This window comes from Bacteroidota bacterium (assembly GCA_030017895.1).
Taxonomy (GTDB): domain Bacteria; phylum Bacteroidota; class Ignavibacteria; order UBA10030; family BY39; genus JASEGV01.
This window is the reverse complement of the sequence record JASEGV010000005.1, coordinates 26,689-51,850: the sequence shown is the minus strand read 5'-3', so window position 1 is coordinate 51,850 and position 25,162 is coordinate 26,689. Positions and strand designations below refer to the sequence as shown.

General features: G+C 38.2%; 10 protein-coding genes. All 10 read left to right on the top strand.

The window, feature by feature from the left end:
• Positions 1-355: 355 nt before the first annotated feature.
• The 10 genes from QME58_02010 to QME58_01965 all read left to right on the top strand — a co-directional run bounded on the left by QME58_02010 (position 356) and on the right by QME58_01965 (position 25,086).
• On the top strand, positions 356-5,329 hold the full coding sequence (locus tag QME58_02010) for an SdrD B-like domain-containing protein (GenBank protein MDI6802605.1): 4,974 nt from the start codon (positions 356-358) through the stop codon (positions 5,327-5,329).
• Positions 5,330-5,614: 285 nt separating this feature from the next.
• Positions 5,615-6,469, top strand: coding sequence for a T9SS type A sorting domain-containing protein (locus QME58_02005; GenBank protein ID MDI6802604.1), 855 nt, complete (start codon positions 5,615-5,617; stop codon positions 6,467-6,469).
• Positions 6,470-6,497: 28 nt separating this feature from the next.
• On the top strand, positions 6,498-9,572 hold the full coding sequence (locus tag QME58_02000; protein ID MDI6802603.1) for a T9SS type A sorting domain-containing protein: 3,075 nt from the start codon (positions 6,498-6,500) through the stop codon (positions 9,570-9,572).
• A 61-nt stretch (positions 9,573-9,633) separates the two neighbouring features.
• The gene (locus QME58_01995) at positions 9,634-13,599 is read left to right on the top strand and encodes a FlgD immunoglobulin-like domain containing protein (GenBank protein MDI6802602.1); all 3,966 of its coding nucleotides are present in this window, start codon (positions 9,634-9,636) and stop codon (positions 13,597-13,599) included.
• A 121-nt stretch (positions 13,600-13,720) separates the two neighbouring features.
• Positions 13,721-15,892: a choice-of-anchor D domain-containing protein gene (locus QME58_01990; GenBank protein MDI6802601.1), complete on the top strand. Its 2,172-nt coding sequence runs from the start codon at positions 13,721-13,723 to the stop codon at positions 15,890-15,892.
• A 318-nt stretch (positions 15,893-16,210) separates the two neighbouring features.
• Positions 16,211-16,774: a hypothetical protein gene (locus QME58_01985; GenBank protein ID MDI6802600.1), complete on the top strand. Its 564-nt coding sequence runs from the start codon at positions 16,211-16,213 to the stop codon at positions 16,772-16,774.
• A gap of 95 nt (positions 16,775-16,869) precedes the next feature.
• Positions 16,870-17,709, top strand: a complete 840-nt coding sequence (locus QME58_01980; protein ID MDI6802599.1) for a hypothetical protein — start codon at positions 16,870-16,872, stop codon at positions 17,707-17,709.
• Positions 17,709-20,282: a carboxypeptidase-like regulatory domain-containing protein gene (locus QME58_01975; GenBank protein ID MDI6802598.1), complete on the top strand. Its 2,574-nt coding sequence runs from the start codon at positions 17,709-17,711 to the stop codon at positions 20,280-20,282. The genes QME58_01980 and QME58_01975 overlap by 1 nt, the downstream gene beginning before the upstream one ends.
• Positions 20,283-20,310: 28 nt before the next feature.
• A complete protein-coding gene (locus QME58_01970) occupies positions 20,311-22,560 on the top strand; it encodes a YCF48-related protein (GenBank protein MDI6802597.1) in 2,250 nt (749 codons plus the stop codon).
• 387 nt (positions 22,561-22,947) lie between these two features.
• Positions 22,948-25,086, top strand: a complete 2,139-nt coding sequence (locus QME58_01965) for a YCF48-related protein (GenBank protein ID MDI6802596.1) — start codon at positions 22,948-22,950, stop codon at positions 25,084-25,086.
• Positions 25,087-25,162: the final 76 nt, after the last annotated feature.

The window sequence follows — 25,162 nt, the reverse complement described above, 5'->3', positions numbered from 1 at the left end:
TAATAAAATACTTGACTTCTATTAAAAAAACATTATATTTATATCAGATTTTACTTAACACTTGACTGTTGTTAAAAAAAGTATTAGATTGCTTTAGAAAATATAATACCCGAAAACAAAGTAGTAAGCGCGCAAAATTAGTAAGATGTTTCTGTAACTATTGAAATTTTAAATAATTATTTTTAGTAATCAAATAAAATATTTGAAAGGAGTAATTGCCTGGAATACATTTCTTCTCAACCCAAGAGTTCTCAGATTTATTATATTAATTCAAAAAATACATAACAAAACAAACAAACCTTAAATCAATGTTTCAATTAATCAACAAACAATCAAAAAACTATAGGAGGATTTTATGACTCGATTCCTTAATTTGTTTACTGTGTTCGCAATCTTAGTGATGTGCACTACTTTTGCGTTCGCCGTAGATAACAAAGATGGGTTAAATTCTAAGTCATCTCAACAACTTCAAAGAGAAGTTATTGGCGATGATGTTGGAACCCAACACTCATCTATCCCTCATTCCGATAATTACGTAAGACCACAAAGCGTGGGCAAGGTAGCCCTCGCCGGGACTTATACTATCGGATTGCTAAACACTGGACAACCTAACAACTTCGATATGTTGCGTAATGCAGTCGCAGCATTACAAGCCGAAGGTGTAAGCGCCCCAGTTACTTTCTTATTCACTGATGTCTCTTATACCGACACGGGACAAACTATCGGTGGTTATGTCGGGCAAGGTCCGGCTAACCTTGTTACATTCAAACCCGCCCCCGGTAATGTTTTTACTCTTAAATTTTCCGGCGGTGTTGGTACGACAAGTTACACGGGACTTTCCGGTGGATTCAACTTCCGTACTGCCATGGGTATATTATTAGACGGGTCTAATGCTGGCGGTGATGACAGGAGTTGGACTATTGAATGCGATACCGTTGGTGTTAATATTCAAGGTAGAGCTCCACTTGGCATGTACCGGGGTTGCAATAATATTACAGTAAAAAATATGGTAATAAAAGGCAACCGCCGTTCAACTTCCAACGCTTGGGGTCTTATATCTAACGATAATTTAGGTATGGGTGCTTTCGGAGCGCAATTTAATATCACATATCATAACAACCATTTCAAGCAAGGTAATGCTATAGCATATGTCCGCGGTGCTGGTTCAGGAGAGCTTCCTGAAATGCCGGCAGATTATAATTATACATTTACTAACAATATATTCGGTGGACTAAACAGCACTCAAGTACTAGACCATTTATGTACAGGTATTAGTCTCCAGGAAAACGTTAATAATGTTTTAATAGATAATAACGATTTTTACGGTATAAAGATAGTTGGCAACCCGATACCAGTATCTCTTCGCGGCGGAAATGCAAATGTTGTTGTATCAAACAACAAATTTCATAACATCGTTACACTATCCGGTACTGCTCGACCGATATGTTTACTCATCGGTAATGTTACCACTGCTGGAACCGGTATTGCACCAAAAACTACGGCGAAAATTTTCAACAATATGTTTTATGATATACATAATTATGCCACCGCAGCTCCAGGTCGTGGATTTAACTGGGTTACTTATAACCCGACGGGTCCGCCAGGCACTCCTAATGGAACCGGCAGTGATGTTGAATATTATCACAACACTTTAAACCTTAACTTAGCAGCCGGCGAAACATTCGGCGTTACTGCATTCATTTTCGATGGTAACTGGGCAGGCGGCGGTACAGTTTATTCTGACAAGATTACACTTAAGAATAACATATTTTCTTCTATCCGCGCAGATGCTTTTACAAGAACATATCTAATGTTCACTGAAGGCGCCGCAGGCATGCTGGATATGACAGCGAATCATAATTTATACTACCAAGTTGATGCTGGCGCTTTCGCTCAATTTCCTAATCCTTGGCCTAGTGGCGGTGCTTACGTGGGTTCGTACGCAGATTGGCAAACCATAACCGGTTTTGATGCAAACAGTAAGTATGGTGAGAACCCGCTTTTTGTCAGTCCGTTATCTGCTCACATTAGCACTTTACAAGGCGATGCATCTCCTGCCGATCAAATGGGCGTTGCTTTAACACCGGCAATCACACACGATATTGATGGTCAGTTACGCGCAGACTATACACCTGTTGATGCTGGCGCCGATGCGTTTATATCTATCCCTTGGGATTATGATGCTTATCCAGTAAGCATACTTGGTCCACCTCTCGAAGGTATAAAAGTTAACGCTAATGCCTATCCAAAAGTTAGAGTCAAAAATAATGGCTCCAACGTACTAACAATTCCGGTACGAGTAAAAATACTTGATGCCGCCGGGTTCGTTGAAGTGTATAATGTTGTTGAAAATGTAATAGATGTTCCGCCATTTAGTATGGTTGATTATACATTTAGAACTTTTCCATTTAATCATCCGACTGCGGGCGAGTATGTTATAGAAGTAACAACTGAATATTTTGGAGATCAAAATCCAGGAAATGATGGACCTATTACAAGAGGATTGTATGTAATACCTTATGTAGATGCCTCTGGTGGATATTTTAACAATTTTGATGCAACACCCAAAGCAACAGCAACGGGCTTAGTGCAAGGTGGTTGGCTTTCTGCTGCTACTTCACCTGGTCCTGATAATTGGTTGTTAGGAACACCAGCAAAAGCAACAATTAACAGCGCGTATTCAGCTCCAAACAGCTTTGTAACTGGTCCTTTAAATGCCAATTATGTAGTTAGTTGGACGGCGGCGGTATATTCACCATTTATGGATTTAAGCGCTTTATCTAATCCGATTGTACGATTCGCATTAGCATTCAAGACTGAACCCGAATGGGATGCCGCCATATTTGAATATTCAATAGATGGAACTGACTGGGTGAGGGCATATAGAGACAATGCTATCAACTGGTATAATATGCTTGAAGGCGAAGATCTTATTTTTGGACCCCCAGCTTGGTCGGGTGCGGAAGTGGTAAATCCGGGTGGTTGGAGAATTGTAACAATCACGCTACCAGAATTGGCTGGTTTGAGTGATGTACGATTCAGACTTAATTTCGGTTCAGATGGTTACGTAGTTGATGAAGGTGTCGCATTCGATAACTTCGAGATACTCGAAGGTGCAATCCTCGCAGGTATGAAGTTCTTAGATGTAAACCGCGATGGAGTTAAAGATGCTGGCGAACCCGGTGTCCCAGATTGGGAAATCAACTTAGCTCCTTATCATTATGTTGCTTTAACAGATGCCGATGGTAAATATGAATTTCCCGATAACATCGTTCCCAGTTTCTATACGGTTTACGAAAATGAAGTAGCAGGATGGATACAAACATATCCTACAACTTTACCACCGACGTACGAATTCGAAGTTACAAGTGGCGGCGGACTGTATGGTGATATGGACTTTGGTAACTACTTTACAAATGCTTCTATTTCAGGTATGAAGTTCGAAGATCTGAATGCAAACGGTATAAAAGAAACCGGTGAGCCAGGACTTTCTGGCTGGACAATTAATTTAGCAGGTCCAATTAGTGGTAGTGTAGTTACCGGCGATGGTGGTATTTATAGTTTCTCCAATTTAGTTTTTGGTGACTATACCATTACCGAAGTTCTACAACCAGGATGGGAAAAAACATTACCAGCTACACCTTCTTATCTTGTAACCATTGACGGTGCAGGTCAAGCTGTTGTAGATAAAGATTTTGGTAACTTCAAATTGGCAGCCATTAGCGGTAAAGTATTTAGCGACTTCAACCGTAACGGTGTTGCCGATTTCGGCGAACCGGGTATTAACGGAGTTGTTGTTAATTTAACCGGCGTAAACTCAGCTAATAACTTGACCACTACTACTCCTGCCAGTGGTTTATACAGTTTCCTTGCCAAAAAAGATGTATATACAGAAACAATAGTAACACCGGAAGGTAAATATATTCTTGCTCCTGCAAGTGGTAATTATTCGATCGATGTAAATACAAGTGGTTTAACTTTTGCAACAAGAGACTTTGCATTAAGTTCAACTGCTGATAATACCAAGTATCGAAGCTTCAGGCACGAGGATATAGTTGTTCTCGATACTAAAGGTAAACTCCCGAAAGCTACAAAGAAGAAGAACATCGGCGGTTACTGGGAATTCACACTAACGAATCCTTTATTAGTAGAGGCTACTGAATTACACATTCAATTCAAGAACGATGTTAATTCTACCCGTCCAATGGAATATGCTCCGTTTACTACAGTTGCAGGCGACACAAAGAAGAAGTTCGACTTCTCAAATGGCACTGTTGCCGCAGGTGCAACTATAACAATTTCAGGTTATAGCGCCAAAGGAAAACCACAACAGATAAAGAAGGCATGGTTTGGTGCAACAATTCCCAAACCAGCTCATGCTATCAATCTTCTACCAACAACTGAATATTTAGAATTACCGGCACCAACTTATGCAAACCTCATTAACGAAGTTTATGCGGGTGGCGGTTTCGCAGCCGATGGTGGCTTACTCGTTGGTACTGTTGGCGATCCCAAAACAACCGGTTGGGTACTTATGGCAAAACCGGGCGATGTACAAAAATCGTTAAGGGATAAAACCGGTATTCACGATGGTGATCCTGGATTCTTTGTTAACTTGGGCACGAAGTTGTTCTTAAAAGGACAAAAATCGTTACCACCATCAAAGCACAATAACAAGTTGTTTGCAGAAATTGTAGCTTTAAAGTTAGGTATTGCTGCAAGTTACAAAGGTCATACAGAACCTGGCTTTGGTGATTTAATTTACCAAGGTTCAGTTGTTGGACATCAAGGTAAGACGGTTGAAGTACTTGCTGCCGAAGCAAGTGCTGCAATGACATCAAAACTTGGTGATGCACTTGATTACTATAATGCAATTCGTGAAATCAATACCGCATTTGCTTCCAGCAGTTTTGATTCTGCAAGTTTTGCGGCAAAGACTGTACTTACTGGCGTAAACTTCCTAAAGGATGTTACAGTTTTACGTTCGAGTGGACTAATTTCAGTCAACCTTTCGGACGAAAGCAATTACAGTCAAGTACCGGATATATTTGAGTTAGCTCAAAACTATCCGAACCCATTCAACCCATCGACTACAATTCAGTTCATATTACCTGAAGATGCAATAGTAACCTTGAAGGTTTACAACGTTCTTGGTCAGGAAGTTGCAACTTTAGCTAACCGCGAACTCTTTACCGAAGGTCGTAATGATGTAGAATTTGAAGCCGGCAATTTATCGTCCGGTATTTACTTCTATCAAATTACTGCCGATGGTGTAGGCGAGAATGCAGCTAAATTCTCGCAAATCAAGAAGATGGTCTTGATGAAGTAGTTTCAATTCACGGTAGAGACGACTCGACGAGTCGTCTCTACTACGCGAAATAAAATTGTTCGCTCCGTCTTGCTGGCGGGGCGAACAGCTAATTAGAAATAAGTAACTGAAGATACGCAAAAGAGTCATTCTGATCCCGCTCGTAGAGCGGGAGAAGAATCTGAAACCTCAAATTCAGGCTATTTTTAGATGTTTCGCTTCGCTCAACATGACAAAAAGTCAATTCTGCGTAACTTCAGTCAGTTAATAAAAATTAATAATAAATAATCTATAAGGAAAAATTAAATGAAATTAAAAGTTATAAGTGCGGCGATTTTGATGGTTCTTTTTGTAGCAAAATTATATTCTCAGGAATATAAAATATTACTTACGGTTACGGATTCAAATACACCCGCGGCTGTTCATACAGCTACATTAGGCTGGCACGTGAATGCCACACACTGTTTAGATGCTGCTTTAGGCGAACAAGAAGGTCCTCCAGCCCCGCCTGATTTCCACATTATTTTGGGCAGGTTTAGAACGACGGGTTTAACTGATGATTGTTTTCCATCAGGAGGAATGTACGGTCCCGGTGTGAAACCTTACGACATCCGAAAATGGACTTTAAGCCAATCTATACGAGATACTTTTAGATTAGTCTTTAACGATGGTCAAAAAGCGGTATGGCCCATTACTGTTACTTGGGAACCAATAACTGAACCATCTATAACGTCTTTGACCATGAAAGAATTTGGAACTGAAGATTTAGATCAAGTAGATATGTTAAGCCAAACATCTTTCCTTCTCGATGATCCAGATTTAGTAAGATTAACTATTTTTACACAAACTACCTTAAATGTAGAAGAAATAGGCGGCTTGCCCAATGACTTCAAATTAGAACAAAATTATCCAAATCCATTCAATCCATCGACAGATATTTTGTTTTCAATTAAAAATACATCGAATGTAAAAATTAATGTTTACAATGTACTTGGTCAGCGCGTGAATACTTTAGTAAGCGAACAAATGAATGCCGGTAACTATTCTGTCAAATGGGATGCTACTAATTATGCTAATGGTATCTATTATATTCAAATGAATACTGTTAACCAGAATGGCGAAATATTCAATAGTGTTAAGAAAGCAGTTTTAATAAAGTAATTGGTTCTAAAAATCCTATCTACAATTAGTGCAGAATAAAAATCATAAATATTTTGTAATTGGTTTGCTGCTGTTTGCAGTAAGTTTTATTGCAGCGGCACAAACCAATTTCATAATCCCTTATCGGGCAGAGGTTGCCACTGGCGTCCGCGAAAAATTATTTACCGGTGTTCATCCAAATGCCACTTATTGTATTGATGTGGGAATAATGTTAAACTTTGACGATGGTACTAGACTGATAGAGGAAGAGTTACCACCTCCACCTCCGGATCCGGTTGATTTTGATTTGCGATTGAAGGATAGCAGGAGTGGTCTTGGAGGTTGTTTTGGTAATGGGCTAAGAACTGATATCAGAGCATATTCCATCCCTGAACGTATAGACACATTCATAGTTAATTATCGTAGTACGCTAGAAAATGCTGAAGGCCACCCAATTAAATTTTATTGGCCCGTAGGAATAAACTTAGTGTGCGATAGTATAAAAATTACAACACCTACTGAAGCTCGAAGGCGTATGGATACAACAACATTTGTGGTTCTATCCGATCCTGAATTAAATTTGATGAGAATAATAAAATATGGTTCGAAACCGTATCCCGCACTACCGCCTTTAAAAGCTCTTACCTATACTCCCGTTAAGGATTCAGTTTTAAAAGTTGTAACGCCTGAACTTATATGGAGTTTCGTACAAAGTGCAATTTCGTATAATTATCAAATTGCATTGGATGAAAATTTTACAAGCACCCTTATTGATGATTCTACAAAAAACTATCAAGTAATAAAACAGGTAGTACTGCATAATTACAATAAGAAACACTATTGGAGAGTGCGTGCACGCAACCAGTATGGATATGGACCATTCTCGAACACAAACAGTTTTATTACACCGCCATTACCTGTACCAACTCTTGTTTCTCCTGATTCAATTGCAAATAATTTACCGCGTCCAATTAATTTTAGATGGCGAAAACCTGTGGCTATACCACGTTACCATTTGCAAATAGCAAATGATGTTAACTTTACGCAGGTGGTTATTAACGATACTGCAATAATCGATACATTCAGGCAAATCAGCCTCATCCCCAGCGGACGTACATATTTTTGGCGGGTTCGTTGCTTTGCCGATGGAGAATATGGAATATTTTCCAGCAGCAGGACGTTTGGTTTACGTTTATATAAACCTGCCGTCCCTGAACTGGTACTGCCAGCACATCGGGACACGGGTATTGCACCTGTTACAAATTTCAGGTGGCGACAAACTCTTGATGCAGTACAATATCATTTACAAATATCGAGCGATACAAATATTACATCTATCATATTCCAGGATTCAACAATTACAGATACAACACGAACAATTAATTTATCTCCCTTAACAACATATTTCTGGCGTGTTCGTGCAAAGAACGATTCAGGCATTACTAACAGCGCTGTATGGAGGTTCCGAACACGGATTCCTGTTCCATCGACCACAATACTGGTAGCTCCTGGTAATAACGATACAAGTGCATTACTTTCGCCGACTTTAACATGGAATTCTACTCAATATGCTTCACAATATGAACTTGAAGTCGCACTCGATAATAATTTCACAAATAAAATTTATACAAATACAAATCTGGTCGATACATCTGAACAAATTCCGACACTTATATCATACATCCAGTATTATTGGCGTGTTAGAGCTAAAAATTATGTAGGCACCGGACAATATTCAAGTGTTTGGAATTTTAAAACAGTATTGACTCCTCCCGAAATAGTTACATTGATATCGCCCTTAAACAATCAAATTAATGTAATTGCAAATCCTACAGTTCAATGGAGTTCGTCAATTCGGGGTGTGGGTTATCATTATCAGATAGATACAGTTATTACTTTTGCAGAACCATTATTTGAAGATAGCAGTTATTCTGGGCTTTCTAAACAAATTGGTCCATTAGGGTTAGAAAAAAAATATTACTGGCGCGTTAGAAGCTGGAATCGAACAGGTTACGGCGATTATTCAAATACATTTAATTTTACTACCGTAGGTTTCCCAATTCCTGATTCAGTTATATTGAAAGAACCGAGGGATAAAGCTCCGAATATTTCGCTCCGTCCAACCTTACAATGGGAACCTGCATTGAATGCTGAGTTCTATTTTTTAGAAGTGGCACGTGATTCAATATTTTCGCTAGCAAATCGTGTTTTGTTAGATACTACTATTACAACTAATGAACGGAAAATAGGTTTGTTATCAGAGCAGACAAGATATTTTTGGAGAGTTAAAGCAAAAAATAAGGGGGGAATCAGCGGATGGTCGCAGGTGTGGAGTTTCAAAACTTATGGCGATGAATCGGCAAGCTGGCTTACCTCGTTTGTAGTCTTTGAAACCGGAATTGCAAGAGATACGATCCGCTTCGGTGTTCATCCAAATGCTACACACGGAATTGATAATGCATTAGGCGAGTATATGCTTCCACCTGTAGAACCCGGTTATTTTGATGCGCGTTGGGTTAGTCCACCACGAAGATCAGGGATCCTCGGAGAAGGGATACGCTTGAATTATATCCCATTTACAAGTTTTACACAGATTGATACTTACAGAGTTAGTTTCCAGACAGGCATAGGAACTTATCCGGTTACTATCAGATGGAATAATGCTTTCCTTAAAAATGTATGCGATAGCATTAAATTACGAGACGAAATCGGTGGCTTTACCGTGAATGTTAGAATGGATTTAGATAATTCGGTTCAGATAACGAACGAAGCTGTAAAAACTTTATCGCTGACTAAATGGGGTGCTCGTCCGCTTAATGTGAAAATCGAGAGCAATCAAATTCCTGATGATTTTGTGTTATATCAGAATTATCCAAATCCGTTTAATCCGTCAACGAATATCAGATTTTCAATTAAAAATTCAACCCGTGCAGCACTTATAATCTATAACACTTTAGGCGAATGTATAACAACTTTAACTGATAACTATTTTGTTTCTGGAACTTATAGTGTTGAATGGCATAGCAAAGATATGAATTCGCAAAATGTTCCAAGCGGTGTATATTTTATTAAAATGAACACAGATAAATATTCAGTAGTACAAAAAATGATACTCATACGATAATTACTATTACTACAATTAATTAATAACTAATAATTAAAAACAAATGAAAGGAAGAGTGAACATGCTTAAAATTGTTCTCAGTGTAATGGCTGTTCTAATATTAACAGGAATGGCTTTTTCGCAGGATGTAATGCGAATAGTTCCTCAATCAGATCTTATCGATCAAGGACCTGTAAACGATAATTTTAAATATCCTGTGATGAAAAACGCCCCAAAGAAAGTTATGCCTGATTATTTCGCACCGCCAAGTGGCCGTGGTGTTTTTACGGGGATAACCGGATATTGGGATTATCAATCAAATGGAGGTGCGATAGATTATTTAGAGGTAAGCCCTAACGACCCAAATCAGGTTCATGCAATAATGATGGTTGCTACCGATTCCGGTTCCACCGTCGTTATTAATGCATCAAGGAGAACGGCATATAATTTTTCAAGCGATGGGGGTGAAACATGGGGTACGACACCTGAAATATTGAATATTGGTCCCTTCCCTCGTTCCGGATATCCACAAATGACAATTGAAAATGTGGGTGGCGTTTATCTAACCAACGTCGTAAACCATGCTACTCATCCTACTCCACTCGACGAAGAAAATCCACTTGCCACAACCATCAGTTTACAACAATTATTATTCGGTGGTTTTGGTGATGCAAGGTATGCACAATATGAATTTCCTACTAATTCGGCAATCTGGCCTATGGTTAAGGTTGCTGCAAACGGAAATAATGTTGTTCTTGCCGGAAGACAAAACCCACCAGGTGGAGTTTACGTAACCACCTTTAATGTTAATACATTTGAAGCTTGGACTCCAATTGATACATTATCGGGCGGTGCCAGACCGGCTATGGCAGTAAGTCCGGGTGGCAAAGTTGCTCTCGGTTGGTTCGGAAGTCCAGGTACATCCGATACCTATACTATTTATTTCAAAGAATCTAACGATAATGGTGTTACGTGGGGACCACAAGATTCAATTTCTAAGGAAGTAAATGGATATGTTGGCTTTACTGGTTTCGACATGAGCTATGTTGGCGAAAAACTATACATCGTTTCTATGGGTGCAGGATTTGTCGGTACGAGTATATCTTATGCCTCATCAAGAATCAGAATCTGGGATAGTGAATCAAGAACAAGTCGAATCGTTATCGATTCTGTTAATTTCCCGTTTTTAGCAAAGACAATGAAATATTCACAATCCGGCCATTTCTTATCCTTCACATTTCCTGCAATTTCAAAAAGTGCTACCGGAACAAGGTTATTTGTACTCTGTGATGCCTTTATGCAGGGTGTTACAGATAGTAAAGGCTTTAATTATAGCGATGTTATCTATACATATTCCGATGACGGTGGCTTCACATGGGCGGATGTTAAAAATTTAACCCGCACAAGTGATTTAGATGAACGTTATGTAACAATTTCCAATTTTAATCCAATTATTAACGATTCAAGTTGGATGTATTTTGGATTCCAAGAAGATCGAGTTCCAGGACGTAACATAGTTGTACCGGATGGCGATTCAAGACCTGTATCCAAAAATGCTTTTAAATTTATGAGGCTTAATACCGATTACATACCAACAAAAGATTTGATAGTAATCAATGTTGATCTTGTTAACTATACCGAAGAGCAGTTACATGCTGTTGATGTTCCTGAATCGGTTAAAGTTATTATCAAGAACGATGGACTAGAAGCTAATCCAAGTACAGTTACAATTACATTTAAGGGTAATTCACTTCCTGTTAATGAGAATGATGGTGTAAAACAAGTGTTTAATCCGGTATGGGGTGGACTTGGTGGTAAATATGCATATTTAAAATTTAGCACTCTATTCATACCTAAATTTGCATCCCGTGATACCACAGTATTCGTTTGCATATTCTACACTGGTGATGAAGACCCTTCAACAAATGATGGTAAAAAGGTAATTTCTATACTCCCGAGGAAAGATTTAGCTCTTGAGTATGTGGCTCAAATAAACCCGACTATTCAACCTAAAACTACTGGTACTCCATATATTCCAGTTATAAATTGGGAGACTAAAGTAGCAAACGTAGGTGGCGATCCAACCTCTGGTGCATATTTGTTACGATATTCGATTAATGATGGTCCAATCGAATTTCTCAGTCGACCCGCAGGACTTGCCTATAACAAAAAAGAAGTGCTTAAATTAAATTTAACACCAACCGCAATTGGTACATACGATTTAAAAGTATGGCCCACATTAACTGGTGATATCAACTATACCAATGATACAATCTCAATGAAATTACGAGCACATCAGAGTAATTCTTTCGCAATTGCATACGATGATTCTAATGATACTCATGATACCAACTGGGCTGTAGATAGTGCTAGATACGACCTAACTACAGGTGTTCGGTTTACTGCACCTCGTAGCACGCGTTTACTAAGCGCCGATGTCGTTTTCACAACTTCGTTCAGAGATACATTAGCTGACTCAATTGTGGTGACTGTCCGAAATCCGGGCATCGACGACAGTAGTTCAGGCTCAATTCTATGGAGTAAATCGTATCTCCCTAATACACCGGAAGGTTTTCCCTATTTCGTCCGAACATCAGCTTCGCAGTGGGTTAGTTTCCCGATAGACCAAGAACTATTGTTTACTGCAGGACAAGATTTTTGGGTCACAATATCTTACTATTTACGGTCAGCATTAAAAACAACGGGTAGAAGCTTCCCTCAAGGAACCGATTACTATCCAATGCCATATAAGATTTACGATCCAAACAATCGCAGTTTCTTCTCGGAAAATTATGGCAATACATGGCATGCTTTAAGAGAAGATTATTGGTGGAAACCTGTGGGTCCAAGCAATCGAATTGTGTTGCGTAATTTAGTGCGTGCAATCTGCCTCGACTCAGATTTGACAGATGAAGTAAGCGTTCGTACAGGGTGGAATATGGTTTCGATACCTGTTCGTAGAACAGATTCCAAGACAAACCTTTTCCCAACAGCGACATCTAATGCATTCACATACCGCAGCGGTGCGTACGCAATCGATACGACATTAACATTAGGACCTGCTTATTGGCTTAAATTCCCCGCTGCCTCAACATTCTCGATTTTTGGTGGATTTGTGTATGAAACAGAATTCCCGGTTACCCCGGGTTGGAATATGATTGGCTCGATAATTAAGCCTACAAGTGTTTCAGCTATTACTTCAGAACCTGCCGATAACATTTCTTCACCTTACTATGAATATGGTGCCAGCGGTTATGCAACTGCAACACAAATTCGTCCCGGTTTTGGTTATTGGATAAAAGTTAAAAATGCTGGTGTATTAAAACTTCAAGCTACAACATTAGCGAAGGAAGAAACAGAGCTTGCCGAATTAAGCAAGTTTAACAGCATTACAATAACTGATAAATTCAATAACAGCCAAACTTTATACTTCGGTGAAAACACTGATGGTAATTTCCCGGTTGCTTATTACACATTACCACCAAGTCCACCGGCAGGAGTTCTCGATGTTCGATTCGCATCACAACGATTAGTAGAAGCTTATCCTGCACAGTTCGAAGGAACGCTTCAGTATCCAATTAACATTAATGCTGATGCTTACCCAATAACTATAAGTTGGAATTTAGCTAACCGCACACGCAGCTTCTTCGTCGAAAATTCAAGCGAAGGTAAAAAACAATCGACAATCTCGTTAAGCGGCGAGAAGGGAAGCAAACAAATTCTTCAAGCTTCTTCGATTATTTTGACGATTGACTCGAAAGGATTACCGACCGAGTTTATGTTAGGTCAAAACTATCCTAATCCTTTCAACCCTTCGACTAAGTTCGAATTTGCAATGCCTAAAAATGCTCGTGTAGAAGTAACAGTTTACGACATATTAGGCAGCAAAGTAGCTACTTTGTTCGACGGAATGAAAGATGCCGGATATCATTCAGTTGAATGGAACGGTCAAAACTCGCAAGGGCACATTGCACCGAGCGGTGTTTACTTTATCAAAATGACAAGCGATGGCTTCTCGGCTGTCCGCAAAGCCTTGATGTTAAAGTAAATAATTAGTATCTTATACTGTCGGAAGGTTGCTCCTTCCGACAGTATCTAAATAAAAACTTTATGAAACTAATTAAATAATCAACTAACAATAATAACTATCAACAATAAGTGAGGGTATTATGAAAAAAATTATCATGTTTTCCGTGTTGAGTGTTTTGACTCTAGCTTTTTTCCTCGGTCAAGCTGTAAATGCTCAGCCCATTATTAATCTGACTGTATCAGACGGTGTAAACAGTGTTGTTCTTGATTTTGGTTTGCATCCATCTGCAACAGCAGGTCTCGATTCAATTTTATTTCCAAGAGAAAGAGAATTACCTCCGATGCCTCCCCCCAATGAAGGCATTTTTGACGCACGTTTTACCGGCAGCTATCTTTTGGCGGGCTCTCTCTCTGATATCAGACTTAAACATTCAGGCGATCAATTAGATACATGGAATGTTACAGTGCAAACCGGTGTATTACATGGATCGGTTACGTTATCGTGGCCCGCAGGTTTATCAAGCAGTTCGGGCTTTTTAAAGATAATGACACACGAAAGTATCTCGGATCCTTATCCCGAAAGACTCTACGTAGCCAATATGCTTACACAAACTTCAATAACTATACCTGGTCCTTTTTCCAATGAACCATTTGTTTTAAAAATAATTCGCACAACAAATGCCGCAGGTATTAATGTCGATCCTACATCAAAAAATTTCGGAACTGTTTTAATCGGTTTAACAGCTCAACAAGTTTTCACAGTTACAAATACGGGCGATCGTAATTTAAACATAGATGAAATTTCAACTTCTGATCCTTTATTTGCGATTAGCTCAGTAGGTCCCGAAGTAGTAGCTCCATCAGAAACTTTCGAATTAACAGTATCATTCGCCCCAATAGTCAGTGGTTCTTACAACGGAGATATTACATTATCGCACAATGCGGGTGATTATTCTACTGTAATTCCTGTTCAAGCCGACGCCGGTGCTGGTACAATGTTCCGCACATTTACTGCAAACGAATTAGTTACTCTGACAGGTGGTAAACTCCAAAAACTTGTAAAGCGCAAAGCCGATAAAGTTGAATTTTCAGTTAATTTCACAGTTCCTGCAGGTGGGCCATTCAATAAATTGCATGTCGAATGGGGCAGTCCTTTACTTAATAATCCTCTTTCATTTCCTCATGTAGTGAAGTTAAACGATGTTGCAACAACCGCTTATACAATATTACCAGCAATTGATAATGCAGCAAAGAAATTTGATTATACATTCCCAGCCGATTTAACAGAGGGCGATGTTGTTACAATTCACGCCTGGGCTGCAAAAGGTAAACAACAAAAAGGTAAATACTGGTGGTTGCCTGCTTTAAAACCAGCTAAACTTGTAATGGGTGTAGCTCCGGGAAGTGCATTTACATTAAATATGCCCCGTTTACCGATGCCAAGCTACGGCAACGTAGTGGCTGAAATGTTCCCAACTGCCGGTATTGCAATTGGCACAGGCAAGTTGAAGATGCTATCATTCAAAGATATGCTAAAAACTCTTAACGAAAAGGGTGTAAATCATAGTGGAACTCCAGGTGCATTATTATTATTTGGTGGTAAGCCTTGGGTTAAAGAATTAAAAGCAGCTCCCCAATCGAAACACAATAACGTGTTAATGGCAAACCTTATTGCATTTAAATTTAACTTAAATGCAAGTGCAAATAATTATATCCCGAATGGTTTAGGTGAACTTAAATACCATAATCCAGGTAATGATTTAGACGGAAAGACGTTGAACACTATTGCGATAGAAGCCGACCCAAAGATGACAATTGAAGACCTTGCATTTGATTATGCAAATCTTAATGCCGTGGTGGCAGCAATTAATGGTGCTTTCACTGGCGCAATTGATACTGCAAAGCCACTCGGTTTTGCAGCAACCTTAAAATTAAGTGGTGTAAAAGCATTAGCCTCAGTTCCATTCTTACGGCCCGGAACACTTGCAGCTATCAGCAATCCAACACCTTCACCGGTTGAAATTCCTGAAAATTTTGTGTTGAACCAGAATTATCCAAACCCGTTCAACCCGACTACAACAATTGAGTTCAGCTTACCCGAAGATGCTATTGTTACATTAAAGGTTTACAATATGTTGGGTCAGGAAGTGGCAACTTTGATTAATCGAGAAGAATTAAGCTACGGACCTGAATACGTATCGTTCGATGCAAGCAGCTTATCGTCGGGCGTATATATATATCGCTTGACTGCCGAAGGTTTAGAAACCGGTGCAAAAACAGCGATTATGAAGAAAATGGTCTTGATGAAATGACCCCACCCTGTGAGGTTGACTAATAAGTTCTCTCGTTACTCGATTTCTACGAAATCGAACTCGAGAACCTGCTTATCTTGCCGGTTTTCGAGTGTTCGCAAAGCGAACGTATCGAGAAAACAGACTTTTTGGTCAGCCTCCGGATGGCTTGAAGAGTTTAAAAAATATTTTTTAAAAATTGAAAAAACACTTGACATTTAGTAAAAAAATGATAATATTAAAATTACAAACTAACAGATTCACAATTAATTAATTAACACTTAACCCACAATTAACACAATTAACAAAAACAAATAACAAATTTAAAGGAGTTACAAAATGAAACAATTAATGTTTTCCTTATTATTAGTTCTAGTATTCGTAGGATTAACAAGTGCGCAAACCACTGGTAGTGCAACAACTTGGGCACCGATTGGAGCTGTAGTATTAGACGGTTTCACATTAGACCCAGCTGAATTCTTACTCGAAGATCTAAACCGTGGTTATACGTACCAGGTTTATTTGGATGCAGTAGAAGGTGCTTGGAAATATGTAAGCTTAACAGATCCAACAGCTCCTGCGGATCCAAGCGCATGGACAGAATTTATACTCGGTGGTTTAACACCCGGTTCATCCATCACCATCTCGATGATTCTACCTTCAGCTTTAATTGGTGAATTTGGTGCGTTACCTGTATCATTCCCAAAAGCTTGGTTCGTTCCAGGTGCAGATTATGCAAATGCACTTCCATTCAATCCAAACGCTCCATTTACAGTAAATGTTGGTTTTGGTGGTGCCGATGCATTATTCGCCCCTGAAATGACACTTACAGTTCCCGCCGCAGTTCCTGGAGTAGAATTCTTTGGCGTCATTGTTGCAAACGTATCATATACCGGACTATAATAATTTATAATACGGTAGTAGTTTAATAAGCAAAGAGGTGTCGAAACAAAAGTTTAGGCACCTCTTTTTAATATCAGCGTCTGTGAAAATATTTTATGAATCTAAAAAAAACATTAATAATTATATCCTTTCTTTTCACGGTTATTAATTTTGCTACGGCAAATGTAAGAGTTTCACCAACTTTACTATTTATTGATGAGCCTCGACGATCAACATCGTTTGATGTATTGAATGTAACGGATAAAGAAATTGAAGTTTGGCTCGAAATTAAGTACGGCTATGTAACATCGGATGATACAAACAATATATACATAAAAACACCTGAGGAAATTACCATTGACGATCAGTCTTTGGATGAGTGGACAACATTATATCCGAATAGGTTATTACTAAAACCTTCGGAAAAACGATACGTTCGGGTTATCGTAGCGCCACCCTCAACGCTCAGAGATAATGAATATTGGTCACGCATTTCAATTTTTTCTAAACCATCAAAATTGGAACCAAAACTCTTAACGGATAAACAAGAACAAGCCCAAGTCGGTTTAGAAATCGTAAATCAACAATCTATTCCAATTCATTATCGGAAAGGAAAAGTATCAACTTCGGTTGATATAATTGACAAGCCAGATATTAGAATATCCAAAAAGGAATTGATTTTCACGGCTAAATATCAAAGATTCGGTAACAGTTCCTACTGGGGGAGGATGCATTTTGAATTTGGCGATAGCAAGGGAAAAATTGTAAAGAAGTATGACCAGAATTTAGTGGTTTATAAAGATATAACAATTACTTCAAAAATAGATATAAGCGATCTTCCCAAAGGGATTTACATAGTTAAAACCGTTGCTGAATCTAAACGAATGGATGATGCAAGTAAGTACGTGATAAAATCTGAACCTAAAACGTGGAAGTATAGTATCAATATTGAATAATGGGATTAAAAAAATCTGACATTTTAATCATTTTAAAGTTTTGTGTATTATTATTATTATCGAATTATATTTTTGCGCAAAGGGGGAATATTGATTCACTTTTTGTAAATATTTATGAAAAGAGATTAGGTCATTTTGAAATTGAAATTTTAAAAAAAGATGAAAAAGTATTTATTCCAATAATCTCTTTATTTAATATTCTCAGGATCAAGGTAGATGCCAACCCGGATAAAACTATATTAAAAGGTTATTTTATATCGAAGGACTCTACTTTCGAAATTGATACAGAAAACCTTACTGCCCGGTATCGAAAACTAAAGATTGATTTGTTTCATGATGAAATCATAAATAATAGTCGTGATTTATTTTTAGAAGAAACGGTTTATAGAGAGTTATTTGGTTTAGATATAAGGTATGATGACCGGCGAGTAGAGATTATGCTAAAAAGCAATAAATATTTCCCGGAATTACAAAAAAGAGCCCGGCAAAAAAATTACCTACGACAATTAGAAAGAATTTATTCAGAACCTGAATTACATTTGGAAAAAAGTTTCAATATATTTAATGCTGGCGCTTTAGGATATAATATATCGGTAATAAAAAACCCAAATGAAGATTTTCGTTATAAATACAATCTAAAAGGAGGTGCACAAGTTTTCGGTGGTGATTTAGAAACTTCAATTAAAGGAGAAATCTTTAAAACTATTAAAAAACGAGATATACGTGCAAACATCAAATTTCCTTTTTTTAATAGCCGTTTTGTCCAACTAATCACACTAGGCGACATTCAGCGAAGTTATAATGTTGGAGGTAATCTTTGGGGAGTCAGCGTTACGAATACACCTCCGGAGAGGCGACAAAAATTTGGTAGTATCACGACCTTTGCCGAAATAGGCGCTAATCAAGAATACTCCTATTATCCTTTAGGAATGACGCCAATATACCTTTCTACCGATCGAGATACTTCTTTTAACGTAACCTCTAATCTTTATTTTGGTTATAATCAGATTATAGAACGAAAATACGATATATATGGACAAGAATATATAAACCGGAAATATGTAATTATACCTTCGTCGATGTTACCTGCAGGTACAATCGATTATAGATTTGCATTTGGGAAATTACGCATAAAAGGTTATCCACTTTATAGTTCGGGCGAAGTACAATATGGGGCAACGGAACGAATTACATTAGGAACCGGAATAGAATATTCTGAAAGAAAAAATTTTAAAGATAAATTTTTCCCTTATACATTTTCTACGGTAAGGTTAACTGACAATTTCTACGGAACGGCGCAATTTTCGCCATTTATTAAATCTCAAATAAATCTCTTTTGGCAGACATGGAATCAAATTGATTTTGGTCTGCAAAATTATTTGTATGCAAAAAATAAAGTACTTAATTCGCGGAACATAAAATATTCAAATAATTTAACTTTCCAGGTTCCACTCTATTCCAATTATCCATTTGTTCTTTTTAATGGAATTGTAACACGAAATATACTGGAGAGCGGTGAAGAGGTTGGATTCAATTTAAGTTTTGGTGCAAATTTTAGAACACATTCTATTGATTACGCAGTTACCAGATATACGCAAATTGGATATGGGACAACAGTTTTTACAAGTCGAGCAGGTGTTACCGTCCGCGCCACCTCATTTTCATCAATATTATTGAACGGACGTTTTGACCATAAAATAAACAGATTCACTAATGCGAGCATCGGTTTAAATATTCCGCTTTCTTCTATATTTTTATTCAATTTGTTTGCCGAACGCAATTTCCTAAACCATGAGTTTTTCGTTTATGCTAACCTGAGTGTCCAACTCCCCTTTGTCCGTTCACAAACAACCGCTTTAAGAAGTAACCGTGGAATATCGTTAAATCAAAATATCTCAGGTTTGATAATTGGTTCAACTCAATCATGGGACATTTTGTTTCAAAGCAGAGCTCCCATCAGACGAGGATATTTTCTGACACGTTCATTTTATGACGATAATTACAATGGAATTAAAGATAAGAGCGAGCGATATTTTCAAAATGTACATGTTACTGCCGAAAGATTAGGCTCTTTTGGTGGTGCACCAACATCTGAATACGATGAAGAAACTTATTTAACTTCCGGCGAATATTATCGTGATTATGTTTTTCGCGTTCGTATGCGTGATTTAGACGAACCTTTTTGGGTCCCACTTTATGATGGTATAAGCATGAGGGCAGAGCCAAATAAATTAAAAACTTTGAATATTCCCATTGTTAGTGGCGGTATTATAAAAGGGGCAGTAACAACGACTGGCGGTAGCCCTGTTCAAGCTTTAACAGTCATATTAACTAAAGAAGGGCAAACTATAGGTACAGGGAAAAATAAATTAGAAAAAGTTACTAAAACAAATTCATTAGGTGAATTTGAGTTTCCTGCTATTCCTAAGGGAACTTACTTGGTTAAACTTAACGATGATTATCTTCGAAGTATGAGCTTTATTGCAGAGCCCGCATTGCAAACGGTTGAATTAACCGGTGAACCGGGCAGTGAGTATGTTGATGTTTTTTTTAGAGTTAAAGAGTTAAAATAGATTTTTTCTCCCGAAAGGAGTTTATAATATGAAATACTTAATAATAAAACTAAAATATATATTATTCATGTGGATAAGTGCCATGTTTTTTCTACTTCTTAATGGAAACTTGAATGCACAGCTACCCGACAGTATAGATATTGACGATGAAATCTTTATAGAGGATTCATTAGATTCTTCTTTTCCGTATGGTTCCATGGAGGAAATGGTTGAAGATATGTTCGCCCCCACCGATTTATATTGGTATTGGCAAAATCCTTACCCAACGGGTTTTTCTATATACGGAATTGATGTAACCTCTAAAAGAAATGTTTTTTTTGCGGGTGCCTCTTCTTCAATCCTGAAAACAACAGATTCCGGTAATTCATGGGATGTTAAGTTTGGTTTAGGACTTACAAGCGGTGATTTATACGACATCGACATGATAGATAGTTTATACGGATATGCTGTCGGTTTAGGAGGTAAAATTTTAAAAACTATTGACGGTGGCGATAACTGGGCAAAATTAAACCTCGGGGTGCAGTTTTATTCTAATTTTCCTTTTTTCGACGCAATGTTCATTAATAGGGATACCGGTTGGATTTGTGGTATGAATGGTTTAATAATCCGTACGAGTAATGGTGGCAGTATTTGGTCTCCGCAATTTGTCTTGTCACCCGTCAGATTATTTGAGATCAATTTTCTTGATGGCTCAAGGGGTTGGGCAGTTGGCGATTCAGGCAAAATTTATTATACTTCAAACGGTGGTTCGGTCTGGAATGCACAAAGTTCCGGAACAACAAACATTCTAACCAGCGTAAAATTTTTTACACAAAACAAAGGTGTTGCTGTCGGTTTAAAAGGCACTATGCGTCGGACAACTAATGGTGGAAGTAATTGGTTAACTGCAAACTCAGGGACAAATGCCTGGTTAGACGATGTGGATTTTGTCGATTCAACAACCGGATGGGCTGTTGGTTCAAACGGTACAATTATGAAAACTGTCAATGAAGGGATTACTTGGATTCCACAGACATCAGGAACTACTGAGTGGCTTGATGCTGTCAAATTTTTGGATTCTGCTACAGGTTTTGTTGCAGGTGTAAGGGGAACTATACTTAAAACAACAAATGGTGGTGAAGATTGGGTACAACTTTCGCACGGACATAGAGATAATTTGTATGCTGTTCAATTTTCCGACCCCAGCAATGGCTGGGCATTAGGGCGTTACGGAATAGTTTATAAAAGTACAAATGGTGGTTCAAACTGGATTATTCAAACGGCTTTGGCCGGTAAAAAAGCAAACTCAATTTTTATGGTTGATTCTGCTACAATATATATTGCCGGCAGAACGGGTTTAATTGAAAAAACAACAGACGGTGGTACAAATTGGTACCGTTTGATGAGCGGTTCGACGAAAACTTTTTATAAAATATTTTTCTTAAACCATGACCTCGGATTCGTTGTTGGCAGCAGCGGTTATGTCCGGAAAACGACTAACGGTGGTGATACCTGGTACACGACTAAGCCAAGAGTTTCAAATAATTTTTATGATGTTTATTTCGTAAATAACCAAACTGGATGGGTAACAGGTACAAGCGGACTAATTTTTAAAACTACAAACAGTGGCGAAAGCTGGGTTGCTCAGCCATCTGGAACTACACGGAAGTTAAATTCACTCCATTTTATTTCGCCTACTACCGGCTGGGCAGTGGGGTCAGGTGGTACTATTAGAAAAACAACAAACGGTGGCTTTAATTGGCTCACACAAGTGTCAGGTACAACTAGAGAAATAAAAAGCATAACCTTTACCGACTCTTTAAACGGTTGGGCGGTAGGTTTGTCTGGGACAATTTTATCCACTACTAACAGCGGAAGCACATGGTTAAATGTCCCCTCGCCAATACGGAGTGCTTTATACGATATATTTTCGATTGATAGTGCAAATGTTTGGGCTGTAGGTTTGTACGGTGTAACTTTGAAATACGGCAGCGGTTCTTTCACAACACAAAATATTGCAATTTCTCAACAAGAGGTTTTCGCACAAAATTATCCCAACCCGTTCAACCCGTTTACTACAATCGAGTTTGATTTGCCTGAAAAAAGTATTGTAAATATAAAAGTATATAACGTTCTTGGACAGGAAGTAATAACATTAGCTGATAACATAGAATTTTATCAAGGTAAAAATGCAGTTTACTTCGATGGAACCAATTTAGCTTCAGGTATTTATTTCTGTAGAATTAAGGACGCAAATAATAGGTTTAATGTAGTGCGGAAGATGCTTCTGCTGAGATGAGTAGTAGTTATTAGTCATTAGTTATTTGTTTTGGTTAAATAGTTGCTGGTTGTAGTTTTATAGTTGTAAGCTAAAAACTAAAACTATTGACTGAAGAACTATAACTTAAAACCTTGTGGTGAGCTTGTCGAACCACAACAACCAATAACTAAATTGAAATATAGTTATCAGTTAACTGAAGTTACGCAGAATTGACTTTTTGTCAAAAAATAGCCTGAATTTGAGGTTTCAGATTCTTCACTTCGTTCAGAATGACTCTTTTGCGTAACTTCAGTTAGTTAATGGTTTTGTAAACTGAGAACTAGCAACTAAAACTATTGACTGAAAAACTATAACTTAAAACCTTGTGGTGAGCTTGTCGAACCACAACAACCAATAACTAAATTAGTGAAATATCTATCCAAAATTTTTATCGCACTTCTGTTCCCCCTCGTTATATTTTCTCAGCAAGATTGGACGTGGCAGAACCCGTTACCACAAGGGAATATACTTTTCGATATATTTACAATTAATAATCAGTCGCTTGTTGCGGTCGGTGCAAATGCTACCCTAATGGAAACAACGAACGGCGGCGTTGATTGGGATATTTCATATCGGTCAGCAGGTAAAACCACAACTCTTCGCGCAATATATCATAAAAACAATATTACATATTCAGTAGGGGATTCAGGAACGATTATAAAAAAAACTTTGGGCGGAAAACCTATCCTTCAAAAAACTCCTACTGATAAAAAACTTACCGATGTATTTTTCTCTACAGAAAATACCGGGTGGGCTGTTGGTGAGAGTGGAACTCTTCTCAAAACTACAACTGGAGGCGATTCATGGTCGGTTGTTACAACCGGAACTTCATTATCACTGAAAAAGATTTTCTTTCCTTCGGTAACGACTGGATACATTGTTGGAGATGACGGAAAAATTATAAAAACTTCAAACGGTGGAACTGCCTGGGATACAATTCCGAGCGGAACCCGCAACGACCTTGCATCCGTTTATTTTGTAAGCGATTCGATTGGCTGGGTTATTGGCAATTTAGTTTTTCTAAAAACTACGAACGGCGGAAAAGATTGGGTTAATCAATTCAGGCTCACACTCGGAACCGATGTCCAATTTACTTCACTAACTAAAGGTTATGTTACAACAACTAATGGTGTTTTGTTTAAAACTACGAACGGCGGTGGAACCTGGATTCCCGATACCGTAGCTGCAAATCAAAATATCAAAGCGATCTCTTTTGCTGATGCAAATAATGGATGGTTACTTAGCGGTTTTGTAGATTTAAGAAGAACTACAAATGCGGCAGTTAACTGGGATTTGATTTCGAGAGGGAATACTACACAGATTCGAGATATTTTCTTTAACGATACTACAACGGGTTGGGCTGTTGGAGAAGCAGGAACCATTATGCTGACAACCAACAGCGGCGACAATTGGACGTTACTGCATAAAGCGACGAACGTCAACCTAAACTCCGTAGCTCTAAACATTGCACCGGATAAACAAGTTTTAAGCGGCTGTATTGTCGGAGATAATGGGGTTTTATTGCGGACGTATGATAACGGAGTTTCGTGGAGCGAACTTCCGAAACCGACTAATCAGAATTTGAACTCAGTTTTTAATATTTCAGAAACATACTGGACAGTTGGCAACAATGGATTGATCCTGAAATCTTCCGATGGTGGCTGGAACTGGTCGCTTCAGAATCTTCAGGACACGACCGACCTGAATTCTGTATTTTTTATAAATGCAAATATCGGTTGGACAGTAGGTAAATTGGGCTTGATTTACAAAACTACCGACGGCGGCGAAAGTTGGAAACGAATTGTTTCAATATTGAAAAACGAGCTTTTTGATGTTTATTTTGTCGATAAAGACACTGGTTGGTTCGTAGGTTCTAACAAAACAATTTTACGAACAACCTGCGGCGGCGATTGCCTAATAATTGATTCTATCGCTGCTCAAAGCTTTCAGATGAGTCCGGCTCCCAATAAAACAAATTATTATTCGGTTAAATTTGTAAATGATACTACCGGCTGGATTGTTGGTAGTGGTGGAGTTATTCTTAAAACTACTAATGGTGGGAAAAAATGGTTCTTATCTCAAAGCTCGACATTAAATTCGTTATTGGCAGTAGAATTTGAAAACGAAAATATTGGCTGGGTTTGTGGTTTTAACGGAACTATCTTAAAAACTACAACAGGCGGCGGCTCAGGTGAACCTGTTATTCCACCAACTCCACCCAAAATTCCAGCCCCTGTTCTTTACCAAAATTATCCTAATCCGTTTTTTACAACAAAAAATATAGAAACTTCGATCAAGTATGAAATATTTGAACCTTCGCATGTTACACTGAAGGTATATAATATATTAGGTCAACATATAGAAACATTAGTTGATGAGTATCAGGAAGCGCGTGTTTATGATGGTGTAAAATTCTCTTCCACAAATCGGCCGAGCGGTGTATATTTCTACGTTTTAAGAACTAACAAATCGTTCAAAGCCGGAAGTATGATTTTAGTAAAATAGAGTTATTCCCAAAAGACTTAGTGTTCTAAGTGTCTAAGTGGTGAATGTTTAATTTTAACACTAAGAAGCACTAGTA

Coding starts and splice junctions, on each gene's coding strand:
- QME58_01980 (MDI6802599.1), top strand. CDS start 16,870: ATGAATCTAAAAAAAACATTAATAATTATATCCTTTCTTTTCACGGTT.
- QME58_01995 (MDI6802602.1), top strand. CDS start 9,634: ATGCTTAAAATTGTTCTCAGTGTAATGGCTGTTCTAATATTAACAGGA.
- QME58_02010 (MDI6802605.1), top strand. CDS start 356: ATGACTCGATTCCTTAATTTGTTTACTGTGTTCGCAATCTTAGTGATG.
- QME58_01985 (MDI6802600.1), top strand. CDS start 16,211: ATGAAACAATTAATGTTTTCCTTATTATTAGTTCTAGTATTCGTAGGA.
- QME58_01970 (MDI6802597.1), top strand. CDS start 20,311: ATGAAATACTTAATAATAAAACTAAAATATATATTATTCATGTGGATA.
- QME58_02005 (MDI6802604.1), top strand. CDS start 5,615: ATGAAATTAAAAGTTATAAGTGCGGCGATTTTGATGGTTCTTTTTGTA.
- QME58_01975 (MDI6802598.1), top strand. CDS start 17,709: ATGGGATTAAAAAAATCTGACATTTTAATCATTTTAAAGTTTTGTGTA.
- QME58_01990 (MDI6802601.1), top strand. CDS start 13,721: ATGAAAAAAATTATCATGTTTTCCGTGTTGAGTGTTTTGACTCTAGCT.